The following is a 16,895-nucleotide window of genomic DNA, read 5'->3' as shown; positions in this document are numbered from 1 at the left end:
AGTTCCGCAAGTGCTTTTATTTCATGATTGTGTTCCATGATTGTGACCGTAGCCAGCTTTAAAGGAGGCGTGGGCAAAACTACCACTGCCATTCACGTGGCTGCTTTTTTGCAGGGCCACGCCGAGACTCTGCTGATTGACGCTGACCCCAACCGCTCGGCTTTGGCCTGGGCTAGCCGGGGCGGGCTCCCTTTCTTAGTGGTTGACCAGTGGCAGGCTAAAGACATGCCCACCCCCCACGGCCACGTCGTGATCGATACCCAGGCTCGCCCGATCGCCGATGATCTGGCCTTGCTGGTGTCTGCCTGCGATCTGCTGGTGCTGCCCACCACCCCCGACATCCTTGCTCTCGATGCCCTAACGCTGATGGTAGAACACCTGGCCGGTCTGCCCATTGCCCCCTACCGCATACTGCTGACCATGATTCCGCCTCACCCCAGTCGGGCTGGGGCCGAGGTGCGGGCCATGCTGACTTCGACCGGGCTGCCGCTGTTTGCCGGTGGCATTCGCCGCTACGCTGTGTTTCAAAAAGCGGCTTTGGCCGGTACCGCTGTCTACGATGTCAACGATCCTAAAGCTGAGCTGGGTTGGCAAGACTATGGGGCAATCGGCAGGGAAATTTTGGCCTATGGGGCACAGCTCAGCGAGTGAATTGTGACGGTTTTCTGCGTCAACCCGCCCCCAATGCTTCGGTTCTCACCCCCCTGGATGGATTAGAGCCTCGTTAACAATTCGTTACAATGAGGTCATGGGCGGGGTAGCGCCTCAAGACGGCCTGGTGAAAGCAGCCTGTCGAAACTGGCATCCCTGGTCTTTAGGTTTTAACAAGAGGTGCCCAATGAACGGCAACTTACGAGTGGGGAACCTGTTTGGGATTCCCTTTTATGTGAATGTGTCTTGGTTTTTGGTGCTGCTGCTAGTTACCTGGCAGTATGGCAGTGGCTTGGCGGCGGCGTTTCCCCAGTTGGGTGGGTCGTTGCCCTGGGTGTTGGGGTTGGCTTCAGCGCTGATGCTGTTTGCCTCGGTGCTGGCCCACGAGTTGGGACACGGCTTTGCAGCCCTGCGCCAAGGCATTGGGGTCAATTCGATTACCCTGTTTCTGTTTGGTGGCTTGGCGGCTTTAGAAAAAGAGTCGGCAACGCCTAAGGGGGCGTTTTGGGTGGCGATCGCTGGTCCCCTGGTCAGCTTTGCGCTGTTTGGGCTGTTCTTCACCGCTGGGCAGGTGCTACCGCTGGCTGGCCCAATCGCCGGTATCGTGGCGCTGTTGGCCTACATCAATTTGGCCTTGGGTGCCTTTAACCTGATTCCGGGGTTGCCCCTAGACGGTGGCAACGTGCTGAAGGCGCTGGTGTGGCAAATTACTGGCCAGCCCTACAAAGGCCTGGTGTTTGCTAGCCGAGTGGGCCAGGTAATTGGCTGGACGGCGATCGCCCTCGGGGCCGCTTCCATTGTCGGTCTGAGCCCCGTTGGCAGCATTTGGACGCTGTTGATTGGTCTGTTCATGCTACAAAACGCCAACCGCACCGCTCAGTTTGGCGAAGTTCAGGGCCGTCTGACCGGTTTGACTGCCGCCGATGCCGTGGTGCAAGATAGCCCGGTGATTCGCGCCTCTTTGTCGCTGCGCGACTTTGCTGACGATGCCCTGCTGGCGGCCCCTTCGGCCTGGCGCAAGTTTTTGGTGGCCGATGACAGTGGTGCTCTGGTGGGCACCGTGTTGGTCGATGCACTCAAGCAGGTGCCCCGCGACCAGTGGGCTAACACCTCTGTGTCTGCCGTGATGACCTCTGCCGCTGACATTGCTACGGTGGTTGCCGATCGCCCTCTGCTAGAGGTGGTGCAAACCCTAGAAACTCAAAAACTCCAGGCGTTGGCGGTGGTGCGTCAAGATGGCTCACTGGCGGGTTTGTTAGAGAAAACATCGATTCAGGCGCTGCTGCAAGCGGCTTAACCTAGCCCAACTGTCATCGATCCCAGGTTTATCTCGGTCATGGGTAGGCGCGAACGTCATTCGCGCCTACCCATTCGCTATCAGGAAGGCCGTGGTCCTTCAACGCTCTGCCTTGGGGTTGATCTTCTCGCCTGCCAATCTCTCCCCGTCCACCCAGCTCAGGTGTGCCCTGGGGTAGGGTGATTAAGTTTAAGAGCTTTCTATGATGAGCGTATAACTCATCTAGGAGACGTTAGTTATGGCTAACCAAAACGAAAGCGATCGTACGCAAGAGCAAGATGCTCAAGCCAAAGATGGCTACAACACCCCCATCGACCCAATGCAGCGCCATACCGGTATGTATGAGAAGGGTGATGGCAAAGATGAAGCGCAGCCCGAAGGCGGCAGTGCTAACACCGGCGTAGAGGGTGCCCCCAACCAAGGCATTGAAAAGCGCTAAGTTCTCCTGATGATTCGCTGAGCATCAACCCTGCTGAATTTAAGATTCGGCAGGGTTCTTTTTAACTTTAGTTTGGCCCAACCCTATCCCTCCCCCGAGGGGGCAAGGGGTATGAGTCAGGGTTAGAGACTGGCCCTGGGGGCCAAGGCACAATGAGGGCGGGCAGTTTCTAGCATGAGCCCATACTCTAGCCCCTCTGTTACCGCCTGGTATGACGCCTCGATGATGTTGGTTGAGACCCCCAGGGTGGTCCACCGCTGGGCACCGTTGCTCGACTCCACCAGCACACGGGTTTTGGCTGCCGTGCCTGCACCGCTATCGATAATGCGCACTTTATAGTCTGACAGGTGAAAGTTGGCGATCGACGGATAGAACGTCCGTAGTGCCTTTCGCAGGGCTGTATCTAGCGCTGCTACTGGACCGTTGCCCTCGGCAGCCGCCAAAATTTCTTCTTCACCGACCGTTACCTTAATCGTGGCCAGCGACTGGCTGCTGTGCTCTGTACCGTTGCCCTGGTGCTGACAGTTGATATAAAAGCCCTTGAGGTCAAAGAACTGGGGGCGATCGCCCAGCGCCTCCCGCATCAGCAGCTCAAAGCTCGCTTCGGCGGCTTCAAACTGGTAGCCTTCGTGCTCTAGGGTTTTGAGCCGAGAGAGCAGCTGGCGCGAGGCCGGATCGGTGCGATCGAGGGTGAGTCCAAAGCTACGCGCCTTTACCAGCACATTGCTCAACCCCGCCTGGTCAGATACTACAATGCGGCGACTGTTGCCCACGGTAGCCGGGTCGATGTGCTCGTAGGTTTTGGGCTCGCGCTCCACGGCGCTGACATGGATGCCGCCCTTGTGGGCAAAGGCCGATCGCCCTACGTAGGGGGCATGGTCGTCGGGGGCCAAATTTACCACCTCGCTGATAAACCGGCTGGTTTCGGCCAGGGTTTCGAGCCGGGCCGGGGCAATGCAAGGGTAGCCCAGCTTGAGTTGCAAATTGGGGATTAGGGTGCAGAGGTTAGCGTTGCCGCAGCGCTCGCCGTAGCCGTTGATCGTGCCCTGCACCATGGTCGCCCCCGCTGCCACCGCCGCCATAGCGTTGGCCACCGCCGTGCCGCTGTCATTGTGGGTGTGAATGCCGATCTGAGGCCGGGGTTCTGGGAACTGCTGGAGCCAGGTGTTCACGGCGGCTACCATCTCCCCGACGGCCTGGGGCAGAGTGCCGCCGTTGGTATCGCATAGCGCCAGCCACTCGGCTCCGGCCTCTACGGCTACGCCTAGGGTTTGCAGGGCGTAGTCGGGGTTAGCGCTGTACCCGTCAAACCAGTGCTCGGCGTCGTAGATCACCCGGCGACCCTGGCTGCGAAAGTAGCGAATGGTGTCGTCGATCATGGCCAGGTTTTCGGCCAGGGTGGTCTGTAGCCCCGTGGTGACGTGCAAATCCCAGGATTTGCCAAACAGCGTGATCCATTCGGTGCCGGCAGCGAGCACCGGTTGCAGCATTGGTTCTTCGGCGGCGACTTTGCCAGGGCGGCGGGTCGAACAAAAGGCGGTGACGCTGGCGGTGGTAAGGGGCGTTTCTTTGAGCTGCCAGAAAAACTGCACATCTTTGGGGTTGGCCCCCGGCCAGCCGCCCTCAATGAAGGGCACCCCCAAAGCATCGAGCCGCCGGGCAATGCGCAGCTTGTCTTCAATCGAGAGGGCTAGCCCCTCCCGCTGAGCGCCATCGCGCAGGGTGGTGTCGTAGATCTGAAGGGGGGTGCGTTGACCCTCAAAGGTTGGGTCTTGCCCATTGCGCTCAGTCATTGCCAGTGGTGCTCTAAAGGTCCCAATGATCTAGAGTAAGCCCTGGGTTGAAACTGCTTGAGCCGACAGGGGCGATCGCGTTATAAAACGTAGATATTCTGCCCCAAAAGGAAATCGCTATGCCTACCGTCACCGCTCAGGGAAAGACCATTCAGTGCGAGGTCGGGGCTAATCTGCGTCAGGTTTTGCTGGCCAATGGCGTCGATCTCTACAACGGTCAGGCGAAAGTGATCAACTGTCGCGCCCTTGGCACCTGCGGCACCTGCGCGGTAGAGATCCAGGGTGAGGTGTCAGCCGTTACTTGGCGAGACAAGGCCCGTCGGTCGCTACCGCCCCACGACCCTAAACGCGATCTGAGATTGGCCTGCCAAACCCAGGTGCTCGGCGATATCACCGTCACCAAGTACGACGGCTTTTGGGGACAGGGCGATCGCTCGGTTTGGTCGCCTCACCCCAGCCTCACCTAGGCATCGTTATCAATGGCCTTAAGCATCTCAGCCTTCGTACCCTCTATGGTGCCGCTCTGAATGCCCACGCGGTAGCAAATCGGCGACAGGTGCCCCTGAATCTGCTTGTTTTGGCAAGCCAGATGGAGCTGGCTGAGAGCGACTTGATGATCGGCATCGAAGGTTTGCAGATAGCCCTCAAAGCCTAGAAACGCCAGTCCGTAGAGCAACTGCTGGCTAAACTGCCCCTCAAAGTAGCCGCCGTGCACATCTCGCTTGCCGGTAGCGTAGTCGAGGGTGAGCAAAAAGTAGTGCCAGGGCTTAAGCGTGGCATGACCCAGGGCGCGGGTCAAAATGCCAGTGGGTTTGGCTGAGCAGGTATTGTTGCTGGGATCGTACTTAATATCGATATAGTCGGTGCAGTCAAAGTAGGTGAAAAAGTCGGCTACCGTAGCCCGGTTGCTGTCCTGGGAGGCTTGCACTTTAAACAGATCGGCCAGGGTAACCACGCCCCGTTTATGAGAACGCCGGTAGGTTAAAAACAGCTGCTCCATCACATTGTTGTGAGACTGAGCAATGGCTTCACCAATGGGCAAGGACGGTGAAAAATCTTGATCTAGCGAAGCCAAATTAATCAGCCCATAGTCATCGATTCCGCCATGGTGATTTTGCAGGGCCACATTACCTAGCCGATAGCCCCGCGCCTGGGTGCGACTGGGAAAGGCAATATAATTGGCGGTGGTAGACGCGATGCGTAGGGCAATATCTCCCTCGCTGCTAAACAGATAAGATTCTGAAAAACGCCGCAGAGAAGAGGCTAAAAAGTTGGCCCGACTAGAGACAATTGTTAGTACTGGAATATCGGGTGAGGCTAGAATTAATCGACCCAGGCTAAATACGTCGCCAATGCAGGAGTCAGGCTGCTTGTGCACCGATGCTGTGTCAAACACATCTGACAAAATCCGCACTACGTTGGTGACGACAAACCCACCCATGCTGTGGCCAATAAAGCTCAGTCTCACCTTATTTCGCGATCGCCTTTGCCAGTAGCCCCGCGCCTGGGCCATAGCTTGGAGATGATTGGCCTCCCCCACCGTATTGGGAAACATTTCGGCAGCGGTGCGTTTGAGGATCGCCATATCAATCTGGCGCAGCAGTTCGACTAGATCGAGTACTCCAAAGTTGTCGGCTCGGTAGCTATCGCGAAAGTAAACGACCAACCGCAGCACTACCAGGGCTAACATCAGCGTCCCTAGCACAAACAGTAGGGCGAAAATCAGGCTGAGCACAAACCCCCAAATCGATGTGCCCCAGGCGGTCAGCTCAAAAATCAGCAGTGCCAGGGCACATACTCCCCCCGTTACTAGCAAATCTCGGGGTAGCGGTGGCAGCGCCGCCAGGGCTTGAATCATCTTTTCGGGCTTGCCCAGGGCGACATTTTCAGAGGGCCAGCGGTAACCAATAAACACTCGATTTGGGGCGGCGGCAATCGCCGAATCGTGACGGTTAATGTAGGTGAAAATATTCTTGTACCAGGCTTTTACGCCGCTGAGGCTAGTGTTATAGCCATGCACTGTGATCACTAACTCAGCGCTTCCGTCGGCAGCGGTGGCCATCATTTGGTGGAGGTGGTGGGCGATCGCCTCAACCCCCTGAGCCGCCTGCTGCTGCGTCGCCTCGCTATCTTCCACGGCTTCTTCGATGTTAGGCGGGGCGCTACTCATGACAAAGTAGCCCGGATTTTTACCCTCAACGCCTGTAGTGTCGTCCATTTCTACAATGGTGGCGAGACTTTCTTGTTGAAAGACAAATTTTTGAATACTGAAGGGAAGGTTGTTCATAGACGCCCTGAGCGATACCCCATCTAGACTGGCAGTGCAGACTCTAAAGCGTAACTGAGTGTTCTAGGTTCAAAACTTTAGATTCACGAAATGTAGACTCTCGTGGGATCGTGATCCATCCGTTCTACAACTCATCCTAAATCCGGTTTGGCTAGCCCCGATTGGGCTGGGCAAACACCATTTGCCCCTACGCAATCCGCCTGTTGGGCATCGGGGTTAGGGGATGCGGATTTGCTATCAGACCCTTGGGTTAGGACATCCAGATACCTTAGAAACGTTTGAACGTTCAAACATTTTTAGGGAAAATGTCTTAACCAGACTGGCTACAGCTATAGAAGCGTTTCCACTGGCGTGGCATGGTCATAAAGGTAGTTGGCACGTCAGTATTACCGATGGTGCCGCAATACCTCAATCAACTAGAGCCGCTACAAACTCTACCCCAACATCGGCTCTGCGATCGCACCCTGCAAATACCCCAGCCATTCCGTCAAGCTCTCCAGCTGCTTCTCGGGCTTGAGTACCCCTAGGCCGCGCACCACTACCTTGCCGCCGCTGTAGACAAACCGCGTTTTCAGGTGGCTGGGCAGATTCTCGCTGATCTTCTTCCAGGCGGGTTCTTCCATTGGAGTTTCCATCACCACGTGCTGCTTGCCCTCGGGTTTGATGCGCGAGAACCCTGTCTGCTTAGCCACCAGCTTCAGTTCTAGCATTCGCACCAGTTGGGCCGTAGCGTGGGGGATGGGGCCGAAGCGATCGCTCAAATCTGCGGCAATCTGCATCAGCTCCACCTTGCTGTTGGCTGCCGCGAGGCTGCGGTAGGCCCCCATCTTTTGCTCCAGATCGGGAATATAGTCGTTGGGCACAAAGGCGGTGACGTTGAGATCGACCTGGGTGTCTTCGACTTTGGGAATATCCTGGCCGCGAATTTCGGCGATCTCTTCTTCGAGCATGTCCATATAGAGGTCGAAGCCGATCGCATCCATCTGGCCCGACTGCTCGGCCCCCAGCAAATTGCCGACGCCGCGAATTTCCATATCGCGCATGGCCAGCTGGTAGCCGGAGCCGAGCTGGGTAAATTCTTGGATGGCGCGGAGGCGCTGGCGGGCTTTGTCGGTGAGGGATTTTTTCGGGTAGAACAGCCAGGCGTGGGCCTGAATGCCCGCCCGACCCACTCTGCCCCGCAGCTGGTAGAGCTGGGAGAGGCCAAAGCGGTGGGCGTCTTCGATCAAAATGGTGTTAACGCGGGGGATATCGAGCCCCGACTCGATGATCGTGGTGCAGAGCAACACTTCGGCCTCGCCGTTGCTGAAGGTGAGCATGGTCGACTCTAGCTCGCCTTCGTCCATCTGGCCGTGGGCGATCGCAATTCTGGCCGTGGGCACCATCTCGCGAATTTTGGCGGAGGTTTCTTCGATGCCCTCGACCCTGGGCACCACGTAGAACACTTGCCCACCGCGATCGAGCTCTTGGCGAATGGCGGTGCGGATCGCCTCGGGGTCGTGGGGCGACAGGTGGGTTTTGATTGGGCGGCGGGAGGGGGGTGGCGTGGTGATCAGGCTCATCTCGCGCACCCCAGACAGGGCCATGTAGAGGGTGCGGGGAATGGGGGTGGCGCTGAGGGTGAGCACATCCACCTGGGTTTTGAGGGATTTGATCCGCTCTTTTTGGTTGACGCCAAAGCGCTGTTCTTCGTCTACCACCAGCAGGCCGAGGGATTTGAAGCTCACCCCTTTGCCGAGCAGCTGGTGGGTACCGACGACCACGTCGAGTTCGCCAGTCTTCAGCCGCTGCAGAATGTCTTTTTTCTCGTTCTGGCTGCGGAAGCGGTTGAGCAGGCCCACCTGGATCGGGTAGGGGGCGAAGCGTTCTTTCAGGGTGTGGTAATGCTGCTGGGTGAGAATGGTGGTGGGGGCCAGCAGAGCCACCTGCTGCCCGGCGGTGACGGCTTTGAAGATCGCCCGCAGGGCGACCTCGGTTTTGCCAAAGCCCACATCGCCGCAGACTAGGCGATCCATGGGGCGATCGCTCTCCATGTCGCGCTTCACGTCCTGCACCGCCTTGAGCTGGTCGGGGGTGGCCTGGTAGGGGAAAGAGTCTTCGAGTTCCTGCTGCCAGGGCATGTCGGCAGGGTAAGAAAAGCCCTCCATCTTGGCCCGTTGGGCATAGAGCTTGAGCAGATCGACCGCCACTTTTTGGATCGCTTTTTTGGCCCGGCCCTTGGTTTTTTCCCAGGCGGTGCTGGTCATTTTGTTGAGCACCGGGGCCTGGCCGCTGGCGGCCCGGTAGCGCGACAGCGACCCGACCGAATCTGCTGCCACCCGCAGTAGCCCATCGGCGTACTGAATCACAAGGTAGTCGCGGGTTTCGTGGTTGAGCACCAGGCTTTCGAGCTTGATAAATTTGCCGATGCCGTGGCTGCGGTGGACGACAAAATCCCCCGGCTTCATTTTGTTGGGGTCAACCTGTTTGGAGGCGGCGCGGCGGCGCTTGCGCACGTAGCCCCCGGTGGCCAGGGTGTGCTGGCCAAAGAATTCGCGGTCGGTCACCACCACAATGCGGAAGGTGGGCAGCACAAACCCCTCCAGCTCCGCCAGGCCGGAGTACTTCACGGCAACCGGCACATGCTGGATGTGCAGCTTGTCGATCGCATTGAAATCTTTGGGGTTGGGGATGAACTGGGCCGGGCAGTCGTGCTCTTGCAGCAGCGATACGGAGCGGGAGGGCTGGGCCGAGGCGAGCCAGACCGAATATTTGCGATCGCACTCCTTTCTGATCGTCTCCGCCAGCTTGCCAAACTGGTGCGGAATCGCCTGCACTGGACGGCTAGCCAGGTTTAGGCCATTGTTGGCCTCAGCAATTTCTGACAGGTCAATGCGCGGAAATACCTCGGCATCGCTGAGGGCATCGAGAAACGAGCGGTGGATCTTGGGAAGAGGGTGGGGGGTGGATGGGTGGATGGGTGGATGGGTGGATGGCTCTGCATCTATCTCCTCCGGGGAGGGGGAGGGGTGGGTTCCGACTGTTTCACTCACCTCCTGCCAGTGATCCTCCACATGCTCTAACCAGCGATCGCTGTGGGCCTGGCACTGATCGACCTCATCCACCGCCATCAGGCTATTCTCGGGCAAATAATCTAGCAGCGAGGCTGGGTTTGAGAAGGCCAAGCCCAGCCAGCGGCGGGTGCCTTCGGGGAGAATGCCGCTTTCCAAGCCTTCTCGGGCAGCGTCGGAAAGCAGGTCATCCAATAGCCCCTGCTCTCTGAGTTGCTCAAGAATCACTGGGCCGTACTGGGTGGGGGTGAGCACCAGGTAGTCAATGGCGTCTAGCGATCGCTGGGTGGCGGGGTCAAACTCTCGTAGCCGCTCTAGCTCGTCGCCAAACAGTTCTAGCCGCACCGGCAATTCAGAGGCCACCGGGTATACGTCAATAATGTCGCCCCGCTGCGCCCACTGGCCCTCGGTTTCAACCACCGTCACCCGCTCGTAGCCCAAAGTGGCTAGCCGCTGGCCCAGGGCTTTAAAGTTAATCTCCTGCTTTAGCTCTAGCCGCAGGCAGTAGGGCTCTAGCGCCGAAACCGGCGGTAGGTGAGGTTGCAGGGCGCGTTCGGTAGCCACCACCGCCAGCTTACGCGAACCATCTTCCCCAGAGGCCCGCAGCGCCAGCAAATCCGCCAGCACCTGGAGCTGGCCCCAGGTCATCTCCGACTCTTGGTCAAAGGGATCGTAGGGTGACGCTTCGGAGGTGGGATAAAAATGCACCGTGTCCCAGCCCATGGCTTCGAGCTGGGTGGCCCAGCGCCCGGCTTCTTCGAGGGTGGCGGTGATCACCAGTAGCGGGCGACCCTGAGCCAGGGCCAGAGCAGAGGAGACAAGTCCTTTCGGTAACCGAGCGACCCCGTTAAGCACCAGCTTGCCCTGCTGGTTGAGCTTGCTCAACAGTTCGCCGGTGAGGGGAGAGCGTTGCAGGGCACGGGTAATCGAAGAGAAAGCCATAGGACGCGCTACAGGGAAAAGGGGAAATTAGAAGCACAAAAACCCCTCAACTTTGCAGTAGAGGGCATTACAGCGCAAGGCAGGTCGGGTGCCTCATGTTTACCTATTGTAATAATCTCCGTCCTATTTACCCATCCTGGCTGCCAGTTTTGCTCGGGTACAACGCCACCAGGCGGCTACCGCCCCCATCAGTGCCTACCCAGTGGTCAGAAGCAAGGTGCCGAAGGCAGAATTTTTAGTCCCTGCGCGAGGGCCTGACCGACAAATGCAACGAAGTAAAACGTTAAGTTGCCCATAGATTTCGCGCTCTAATTTGGGCTTTACAATGAAATCAACCTGAAGGTTATTTTCTGAGGGTAATTTCCACCTTGGCAAGGGCCAAATCCCACTGCAATGGACGCTTCAATTTATTGCAAGAGGTGAATAAAATGGCTATTAACAACTCAGCTGGCGATCACCATTTAACCCCATCTCACTATGACTGGCACCTGATACCGGCAGAAACCGCTGCTCGGGCTCAGCGAGAAGGTCAAGCCTTTGGCCATGTCGATCACGATCCGCAAAACCCTGAACAACTTCATACTCGCGACGGTTACACCGTTGACCGGGAAGGGTTAATTAATAATTATGCCGTTGAACCGCCCATGTACATCAAGCACCCAGGTGACTTAGCCGAGGTGGAAAAAGCCAACGCCGAGCAGCGGGCCAGTGACCGCAAAGCCATGGCTGAATCCCACGATTGGCATCACAAGGGGCCTGGGCTGATTTAGCGAACCAGCCAACCTTAACTCAGGTTAGAACTGAAGCATTCCCCCAGGGGAATGCTTCAGTTCTAAGGCTGGGTTTAGAGTAAAACCAGGAGTCAATTCATGTCGACAGACAAGCCGATCGCTATCCCGTCTAACCAACCAATAACCACCGCTGAGTTGTTAGCCCGCTACGCCGCAGGCGAACGAGACTTTAAAGGGGTCAGTCTTGCTGGCGCTGATCTGCAGGGCACTGCGTTGGGGGGCATAGATCTCAGTCGGGCTGAGCTGACTGGGGTGGATCTGTCCCACGCTACTTTGCAAAATGCCAATCTCAGCGAGGCCAATTTAACTGGGGCCAATTTGACCCAAGCTAATTTATTTGGTGCTTTTTTGAGCGGCGCAAAGTTAAGTCAAACAGTACTGAGATCGGCTAATTTGACGGAGGCCGATCTGAGTGGGGCTCTGCTCATTCAGGCCGACTTGCAAGATACTTTGATGCATTTAACCTGCCTATCAGAAGCCAATCTCCAGGGGTCCGATTTGACCGGAGCTAAAATGGGCGGAGCCAGACTGTGGAAAGCCAATCTCTGTGAAGCTAACCTTCAGGGGGCCGACCTATCTGATGTCAATCTCTGCGAAGCCAACCTGTGCGGCGCTAATTTAGAGGCCACCGACACCAGCGAATGCATTCTGACTGGAACAACCATGCCACCCGGCAATGTTCACGATTAGCCTAAAATTTAAGCCATGTAGAACAGTCCGAATGCCAATGACCCCTGAGCAAGTCGCTGAAATTCTTCGCCTCAGAGAGGCTAAGGTTGCCCCCAAGCAGATAGCCCGCCAGTTGGACCTGAGGCCTGCAGAAGTGAGTGCCTTTATTCGCGATCGCGCCGAAGATCTGTATCTCGAAAAGGCGCGATCGGGCGATTTACAACCCCTGCAGGCCTGTCTGGTGAATCAGAGTGCAGTGCAAAAGTTATTTCCAAAAAAACAATCTCTCCTGACTAAGCTTCGTCCCCAGATCCGCCAGGGCGTTGAGGGGATGGGCCAAGTGATTGTGGCTCGTCAAGAGCACAACCGCCTTTTGGTGGGTAGCTACCTGATCGACTACTGGTGCCTGGGCGTTAAAGATGCCATACCCCCCCGGAAAATGGGTACCAGCGAGTATGAGAAATTTCTCGGGTTCTGCGAAGAGCGATTTGACGAACCCTTTGTCGACATCACCCTTGAGCAGGCCCAGGCGATCGTTTTTGGTGCCGTAGATTATGCCCGCAGTCTAGGTTTTGAGCCCCACAAAGACTTTAATCCCAAGGCCCAAACTCACCTGGGCCTGCGGCCTGAAACGCTGCTGCCCATTGAGTGTGGCAAAGACGGCCAGCCCTTCTTTATGAGCGGCCCCTACGACGATGTCGACCAGGTGGTCAAGACCCTAGAAGCCAGCGTTGGAGCTGGAAATTTCCACTATATGACTGCGATCGGTGGCCCCGGTATGGGGGAGATTGACCTCTTGTTGTAAACCGTCAGTTTGGTGAAATCCCACGCAACGGAAAGGTCGGCCGCATCCCCTCCTTATAGGGGTGCCCGTAAACCCGACGACATCGTGGTCTTCTCCATTCTGCGAGAGGCTCAGTGGAAGAGCCCGCCCAGCGAGCCGAGTCAGACTGCCTAGCCGATGTCGAGGCTTGAGGGCAATCAGTCGGTGTAGATGCGCTCTACGTCAAAACCTTCAATGGTGTCTTCGAAACGGTTGAAGGTGACGCGCATTTCGTCGTAGGCGCGGGCGGTGGAGACCCCACCTGGCGTGGGGCACTGCACCCGCAGCAGGGTCTGAAACGACTCGTAAACCTCATGGGTGTAAAGGGTCTTCTCGCACACCGGGCTGATGAAGCCCTCGATCGCGAGCTGGTTGAGCGCTGCTACCCCCATAGGGCTTTGCAGCACAAAGCGCCAGATCAGCGCCTGGTCAGCTTGGCTGGCAGGTTGCCACACTTCGGGCAGGGTAGTCTCTGCGGGCGCTGGGTTGGTCTCGGCCTGGGTAACTCGTGGGGCCAACGCTGCCCCGGCAATCAAGACCCCAACGCCCAACGCCAGGCTAGCCCAGCGTCGCAAAATCTGTTGTGTAATCATGGCTATTTCTCTTTTAGACTGTTGCCCCATTTTAAGGAGGCTCAGGGCCACTGCTGGCTGAGGTTACCGGATTTGCAACAGCAAGCCCCCGACGCGGCCACGTCGAGGGCAAAGATTGCATTGAGCAGGGCTAAGGGGACTGTTGGCAAACGTCTTCAATGGTGGGCGGTGCCCACCCTTGTATCTTTAGAGGTGTGTGGCAGACCGTCCCACCCTAGGTTGTCCAAAACCGAACGTAGCATGGGTCGCTGCACACCTCTGAAGTTAACTCGCAAAATCGCCAGGAGCTTAGACTCCGTATCGAGCAAGGACGAGTGATGTCAGATTAACCTCCTACACGGGTGGATACAACCATGACTGAACTATCACAAGCGCATCAATGGGTTGGCATTGACGTATCCAAGCGCACCTTAGATGTGTACGTCCGTCCACTTGGATTAAGCGTTCAGGTGGCCAACAGTGACTCTGGTTTAAGAGAGTTGCTACAGGCGTTAACGGCGTTTCGTCGCGAGACGAGTCTGATTGTGCTGGAAGCGACCGGGGGCTATCAAGCCCTGGCGGCGCGAACGTTGATGGCGGAGGGCTGGCCCGCCGTTGTGGTGAATCCACGTCAAGTGCGTGATTTTGCCCGGGCCACGGGGCGCATGGCTAAAACAGACAAAATTGATGCCGAGGTGTTGGCTCACTTTGCCGATGCCATCCGTCCAGAGGTACGGGCGATGGCGAGTGAGGCCAGTCAACACCTTCAAGACCTCGTCACGCGACGGCAGCAACTCGTCGAGATGATGAGTGCCGAAAAAGCCCGGCAACGCTCAGCACGAGCCAGGACGGGTCAGAGCATTGAGCAGCATATTGACTGGCTCAAGCAACAGATCCAAGACCTCGATACCCAGATTGAGCAGCTCATCGCCCAGAGCGATCAGTGGCAGCGCACCCGCGAGATCCTCACCAGTGTGCCGGGTATTGGGGCTGTGACGACGGGGCTCCTCTTGGCCTCACTCCCCGAGTTAGGACAGATCTCAGCGAAGCGCCTAGCCAGCTTGTGTGGCCTCGCCCCGTTCAACCGCGATAGCGGCCAGATGCGGGGTAAGCGGATGATTAGCGGCGGTCGAGCCACCGTGCGCACAGGCCTCTACATGGCCGCGTTAGTCGCCACTCGCCATAATCCGGTCATTCGCGATTACTACCAGCGCCTGCTGCAGCGGGGAAAACTCAAAAAGGTTGCCCTGGTGGCCTGCATGCACAAACTGGTGATTATTCTCAATGCCATGGTAGAACATGACACCCTCTGGCAGGCTCCGGCTTGCTCCCTGCCCGCCGCCACATAAGGAACAGCAAGACTCTGTCTGATGCAGGCAGGGCTCCTGGCTTGATTTCCGCTGCCATCCCGCCGAGGCTAATCGCATAGCAGGATGAGCTTGACAAAGAAGATAATCGCTACGGTAGCTACAGTCACTTATTCCCCGATGGTGAGCACGGCTCACCCTACGGTAGCTAGGCCTGCTCGGGCACAAACTCTAGGGAAACGCCGTTCATGCAGTAGCGCTGACCAGTGGGGGCAGGGCCGTCGGGAAAGACGTGGCCCAGGTGGCCACCGCAGGTGGCGCAGTGCACCTCCACGCGGGTCATAAAGAAGGAGCGATCGGTGGTGGTGGCAATCGCTCCCTCGATCGGCGCGTAGAAGCTGGGCCAGCCGGTGCCGCTGTTGAACTTGGTGTCGGAGGTAAACAGCGGCGTGCCGCAGCCTGAGCAGTTAAAGGTGCCGGGTTCGTAGACTTTGTCGAGGGGGCTAGAGCCAGCCCGCTCGGTGCCGTGCTGGCGCAGCACCCGAAACTGCTCGGGGGTGAGCTGCTCGCGCCATTCTTGCTCGGTTTTGTTGACGGTAAATTGCTCGTTGGTCGTAGCCATAGTGTCGAGTTGGTTGGAGAAAACTTCAGCGGTCAGGGTATTCAACAGCCAGGAGCCGCCAACCACGGCGGTACCGGCTTCTAAAAGCTTGCGTCGCTTCATGGCGGAATCAAACCATCGGTAGGTATGGATGAGGCGGGCGATCGCCCAACCCTCGTTTTATTTAACTTAACGTATCTGCCCTGGGCAAGGCTGAGTACCCTCTGAAAATTTGGTTTGATTCCCCTGAAGCCCTTTTCTTTAGTAGGCTATGACTACCATTGATTGAGTTCCAGGGATTATTACCGCGCCCTAATGTCAGCCGTCACCTCTGCCCCCTCACTGCGTCGCCGCGACCAGGCCTGGCCCTTTTGGCCCCTGGTGCCCCTCTATCCCTATGGCCAGCGGCCCACCCAGCGGGTGGAGGTGGTCAAGGACCAGGTCTGGACCTTTGAGCAGTTCCAGGGCATTTTTTACGTGGTGGTGCCGATCCGCATGACGGTGGTGCGGCTAGAGCCGACGGGGCTGCTGGTCTATTCGCCCGTGGCCCCGACGCCTGAATGTATTGCCCTGGTGCGCGAGCTAGAAGACCGCTACGGCCCGGTGAAGTACATCGTCATGTCGACGGTGACAGGCATTGAGCACAAGGTGTTTGTTGGCCCCTTTGCCCGCAAATTTCCCCAGGCCCAGGTGTATGTGACGCCTAACCAGTGGAGTTTTCCGCTGAATTTGCCGCTGCCCTGGCTGGGGTTGCCGCGCGATCGCACCCACATTCTCCCTGCCGACAGCGCCCAGGCCCCTTTTGCCGACCAGGTCGACTACGCCCTGCTGCCGCCCATCGACCTTGGGCTAGGCCCCTTTGGCGAAACCGCCTGCTTTCACCGAGCCAGCCGTACGCTGCTGGTCACCGATGCGATCGTGGCGATTCCGGCGGAGCCGCCAGCGATCGTGCAGATTGACCCGTTTCCGCTGCTGTTCCATGCCCGCGACACAGGTACTGATGCGATCGCCGACACCCCGGCCAACCGCCGCAAGGGGTGGCAGCGCATTGCCCTGTTTGCCTTTTACTTTCGGCCCAGCACCCTAGATGTAGCCACTACAGGGGAAATGTTGCAAGAGGCCAAGCAGGCTCCGGTGCGATCGCGCCAGCACTACTTTGGCTTCTACCCCTTCCGCTGGCGGCCTGACTGGCCCCAGTCCTTTGCGTCGCTGCACAACGGGGGGCGGCTCCAGGTGGCCCCCATTCTCAAGACGCTAATCTTTAACCGAGGGCCAGAGGAGGTCTTAGCCTGGGCCAAGGCAGTCGCCACTTGGCAGTTTGAGCGCATTATTCCGGCCCATTTAGACGCACCTATTGCTGCCACCCCTGAGCAGTTTTTGCAGGCGTTTGATTTTTTGCAGGCCGATGAATCCCTTGAGCCAGGGCAGACTCTGCCGGAGGCCGATTTTGAGCTGTTGCAGCAAATTGAAGCACTGTTGTTAAGCCGAGGTATTTCTCGGCCTCGCCAAACCATTACTCTGTCGGCTCCCGACAAAAAAGCAGAGGTTTAGAAGACGACCCAGCTCACGATCATGGGTTAGAGGGGCATACGGTTTCAGGTATACGGTTCAAGGTAGACCTCAGAACCGTATACCCAATGCAAATAGCGGGGTTGCTGAGCACAGGGATGAAT

At 57.6% G+C, this 16,895-nt stretch carries 14 protein-coding genes; 9 read left to right on the top strand and 5 right to left on the bottom strand.

What is annotated here, in order from left to right; all coding sequences use genetic code 11:
• The first annotated feature begins 36 nt into the window (after window positions 1-36).
• From RRF56_RS11380 to RRF56_RS11370, 3 genes are all read left to right on the top strand, one after another.
• Window positions 37-651: a ParA family protein gene (locus RRF56_RS11380; protein WP_317037762.1), complete on the top strand. Its 615-nt coding sequence runs from the start codon at window positions 37-39 to the stop codon at window positions 649-651.
• Between the two features lie 187 nt (window positions 652-838).
• Entirely contained in the window at window positions 839-1,948 is a 1,110-nt protein-coding gene (locus tag RRF56_RS11375) for a site-2 protease family protein (protein ID WP_317037761.1), read from the top strand.
• A 238-nt stretch (window positions 1,949-2,186) separates the two neighbouring features.
• The gene (locus RRF56_RS11370; RefSeq protein WP_317037760.1) at window positions 2,187-2,387 is read left to right on the top strand and encodes a hypothetical protein; all 201 of its coding nucleotides are present in this window, start codon (window positions 2,187-2,189) and stop codon (window positions 2,385-2,387) included.
• 122 nt (window positions 2,388-2,509) lie between these two features.
• Here the strand turns inward: RRF56_RS11370 and cimA are convergent, their stop codons facing one another.
• Entirely contained in the window at window positions 2,510-4,180 is a 1,671-nt protein-coding gene (gene cimA / locus RRF56_RS11365; protein WP_317037759.1) for a citramalate synthase, read from the bottom strand.
• Window positions 4,181-4,299: 119 nt separating this feature from the next.
• Here cimA and RRF56_RS11360 point away from each other — a divergent pair, with 119 nt between their 5' ends.
• Window positions 4,300-4,647 carry a 2Fe-2S iron-sulfur cluster-binding protein gene (locus RRF56_RS11360; protein WP_317037758.1) on the top strand — a complete coding sequence of 116 codons (348 nt, stop codon included), beginning with the start codon at window positions 4,300-4,302 and terminating at the stop codon, window positions 4,645-4,647.
• On the opposite strand, the gene RRF56_RS11355 is transcribed toward RRF56_RS11360, so the two are convergent.
• Together RRF56_RS11355 and mfd are read right to left on the bottom strand one after the other, a co-directional pair.
• Window positions 4,644-6,467, bottom strand: coding sequence for an alpha/beta hydrolase (locus tag RRF56_RS11355; protein ID WP_317037757.1), 1,824 nt, complete (start codon window positions 6,465-6,467; stop codon window positions 4,644-4,646). The genes RRF56_RS11360 and RRF56_RS11355 overlap by 4 nt on opposite strands.
• A gap of 434 nt (window positions 6,468-6,901) precedes the next feature.
• The gene (mfd, locus tag RRF56_RS11350; protein ID WP_317037756.1) at window positions 6,902-10,459 is read right to left on the bottom strand and encodes a transcription-repair coupling factor; all 3,558 of its coding nucleotides are present in this window, start codon (window positions 10,457-10,459) and stop codon (window positions 6,902-6,904) included.
• A 428-nt stretch (window positions 10,460-10,887) separates the two neighbouring features.
• On the opposite strand from mfd, the gene RRF56_RS11345 reads away from it, so the two are divergent.
• The 3 genes from RRF56_RS11345 to RRF56_RS11335 all read left to right on the top strand — a co-directional run bounded on the left by RRF56_RS11345 (window position 10,888) and on the right by RRF56_RS11335 (window position 12,724).
• On the top strand, window positions 10,888-11,229 hold the full coding sequence (locus tag RRF56_RS11345) for a hypothetical protein (RefSeq protein WP_317037755.1): 342 nt from the start codon (window positions 10,888-10,890) through the stop codon (window positions 11,227-11,229).
• Between the two features lie 99 nt (window positions 11,230-11,328).
• Window positions 11,329-11,940, top strand: a complete 612-nt coding sequence (locus RRF56_RS11340; RefSeq protein ID WP_317037754.1) for a pentapeptide repeat-containing protein — start codon at window positions 11,329-11,331, stop codon at window positions 11,938-11,940.
• A 31-nt stretch (window positions 11,941-11,971) separates the two neighbouring features.
• Complete coding sequence (locus RRF56_RS11335; RefSeq protein ID WP_317037753.1) at window positions 11,972-12,724, top strand: hypothetical protein; 753 nt, start codon at window positions 11,972-11,974, stop codon at window positions 12,722-12,724.
• A 176-nt stretch (window positions 12,725-12,900) separates the two neighbouring features.
• On the opposite strand, the gene RRF56_RS11330 is transcribed toward RRF56_RS11335, so the two are convergent.
• Window positions 12,901-13,335 (bottom strand): hypothetical protein, encoded by a 435-nt coding sequence (locus RRF56_RS11330; protein WP_317037752.1) that lies wholly within the window; start codon window positions 13,333-13,335, stop codon window positions 12,901-12,903.
• 353 nt (window positions 13,336-13,688) lie between these two features.
• Here RRF56_RS11330 and RRF56_RS11325 point away from each other — a divergent pair, with 353 nt between their 5' ends.
• Window positions 13,689-14,663 (top strand): IS110 family transposase, encoded by a 975-nt coding sequence (locus RRF56_RS11325; RefSeq protein ID WP_317033747.1) that lies wholly within the window; start codon window positions 13,689-13,691, stop codon window positions 14,661-14,663.
• A gap of 166 nt (window positions 14,664-14,829) precedes the next feature.
• On the opposite strand, the gene msrB is transcribed toward RRF56_RS11325, so the two are convergent.
• The gene (msrB, locus tag RRF56_RS11320; protein ID WP_317037751.1) at window positions 14,830-15,345 is read right to left on the bottom strand and encodes a peptide-methionine (R)-S-oxide reductase MsrB; all 516 of its coding nucleotides are present in this window, start codon (window positions 15,343-15,345) and stop codon (window positions 14,830-14,832) included.
• Window positions 15,346-15,537: 192 nt separating this feature from the next.
• On the opposite strand from msrB, the gene RRF56_RS11315 reads away from it, so the two are divergent.
• On the top strand, window positions 15,538-16,773 hold the full coding sequence (locus RRF56_RS11315; protein ID WP_317037750.1) for a DUF4336 domain-containing protein: 1,236 nt from the start codon (window positions 15,538-15,540) through the stop codon (window positions 16,771-16,773).
• The last annotated feature ends 122 nt before the right edge of the window (window positions 16,774-16,895 follow it).

Origin of the sequence: Nodosilinea sp. E11, assembly GCF_032813545.1 — a bacterium.
In the GTDB taxonomy this organism is placed as follows: Bacteria; Cyanobacteriota; Cyanobacteriia; order Phormidesmidales; family Phormidesmidaceae; genus Nodosilinea.
The sequence above is the reverse complement of the archived record's forward strand: the minus strand, read 5'-3'. Positions and strand labels throughout refer to the sequence as shown.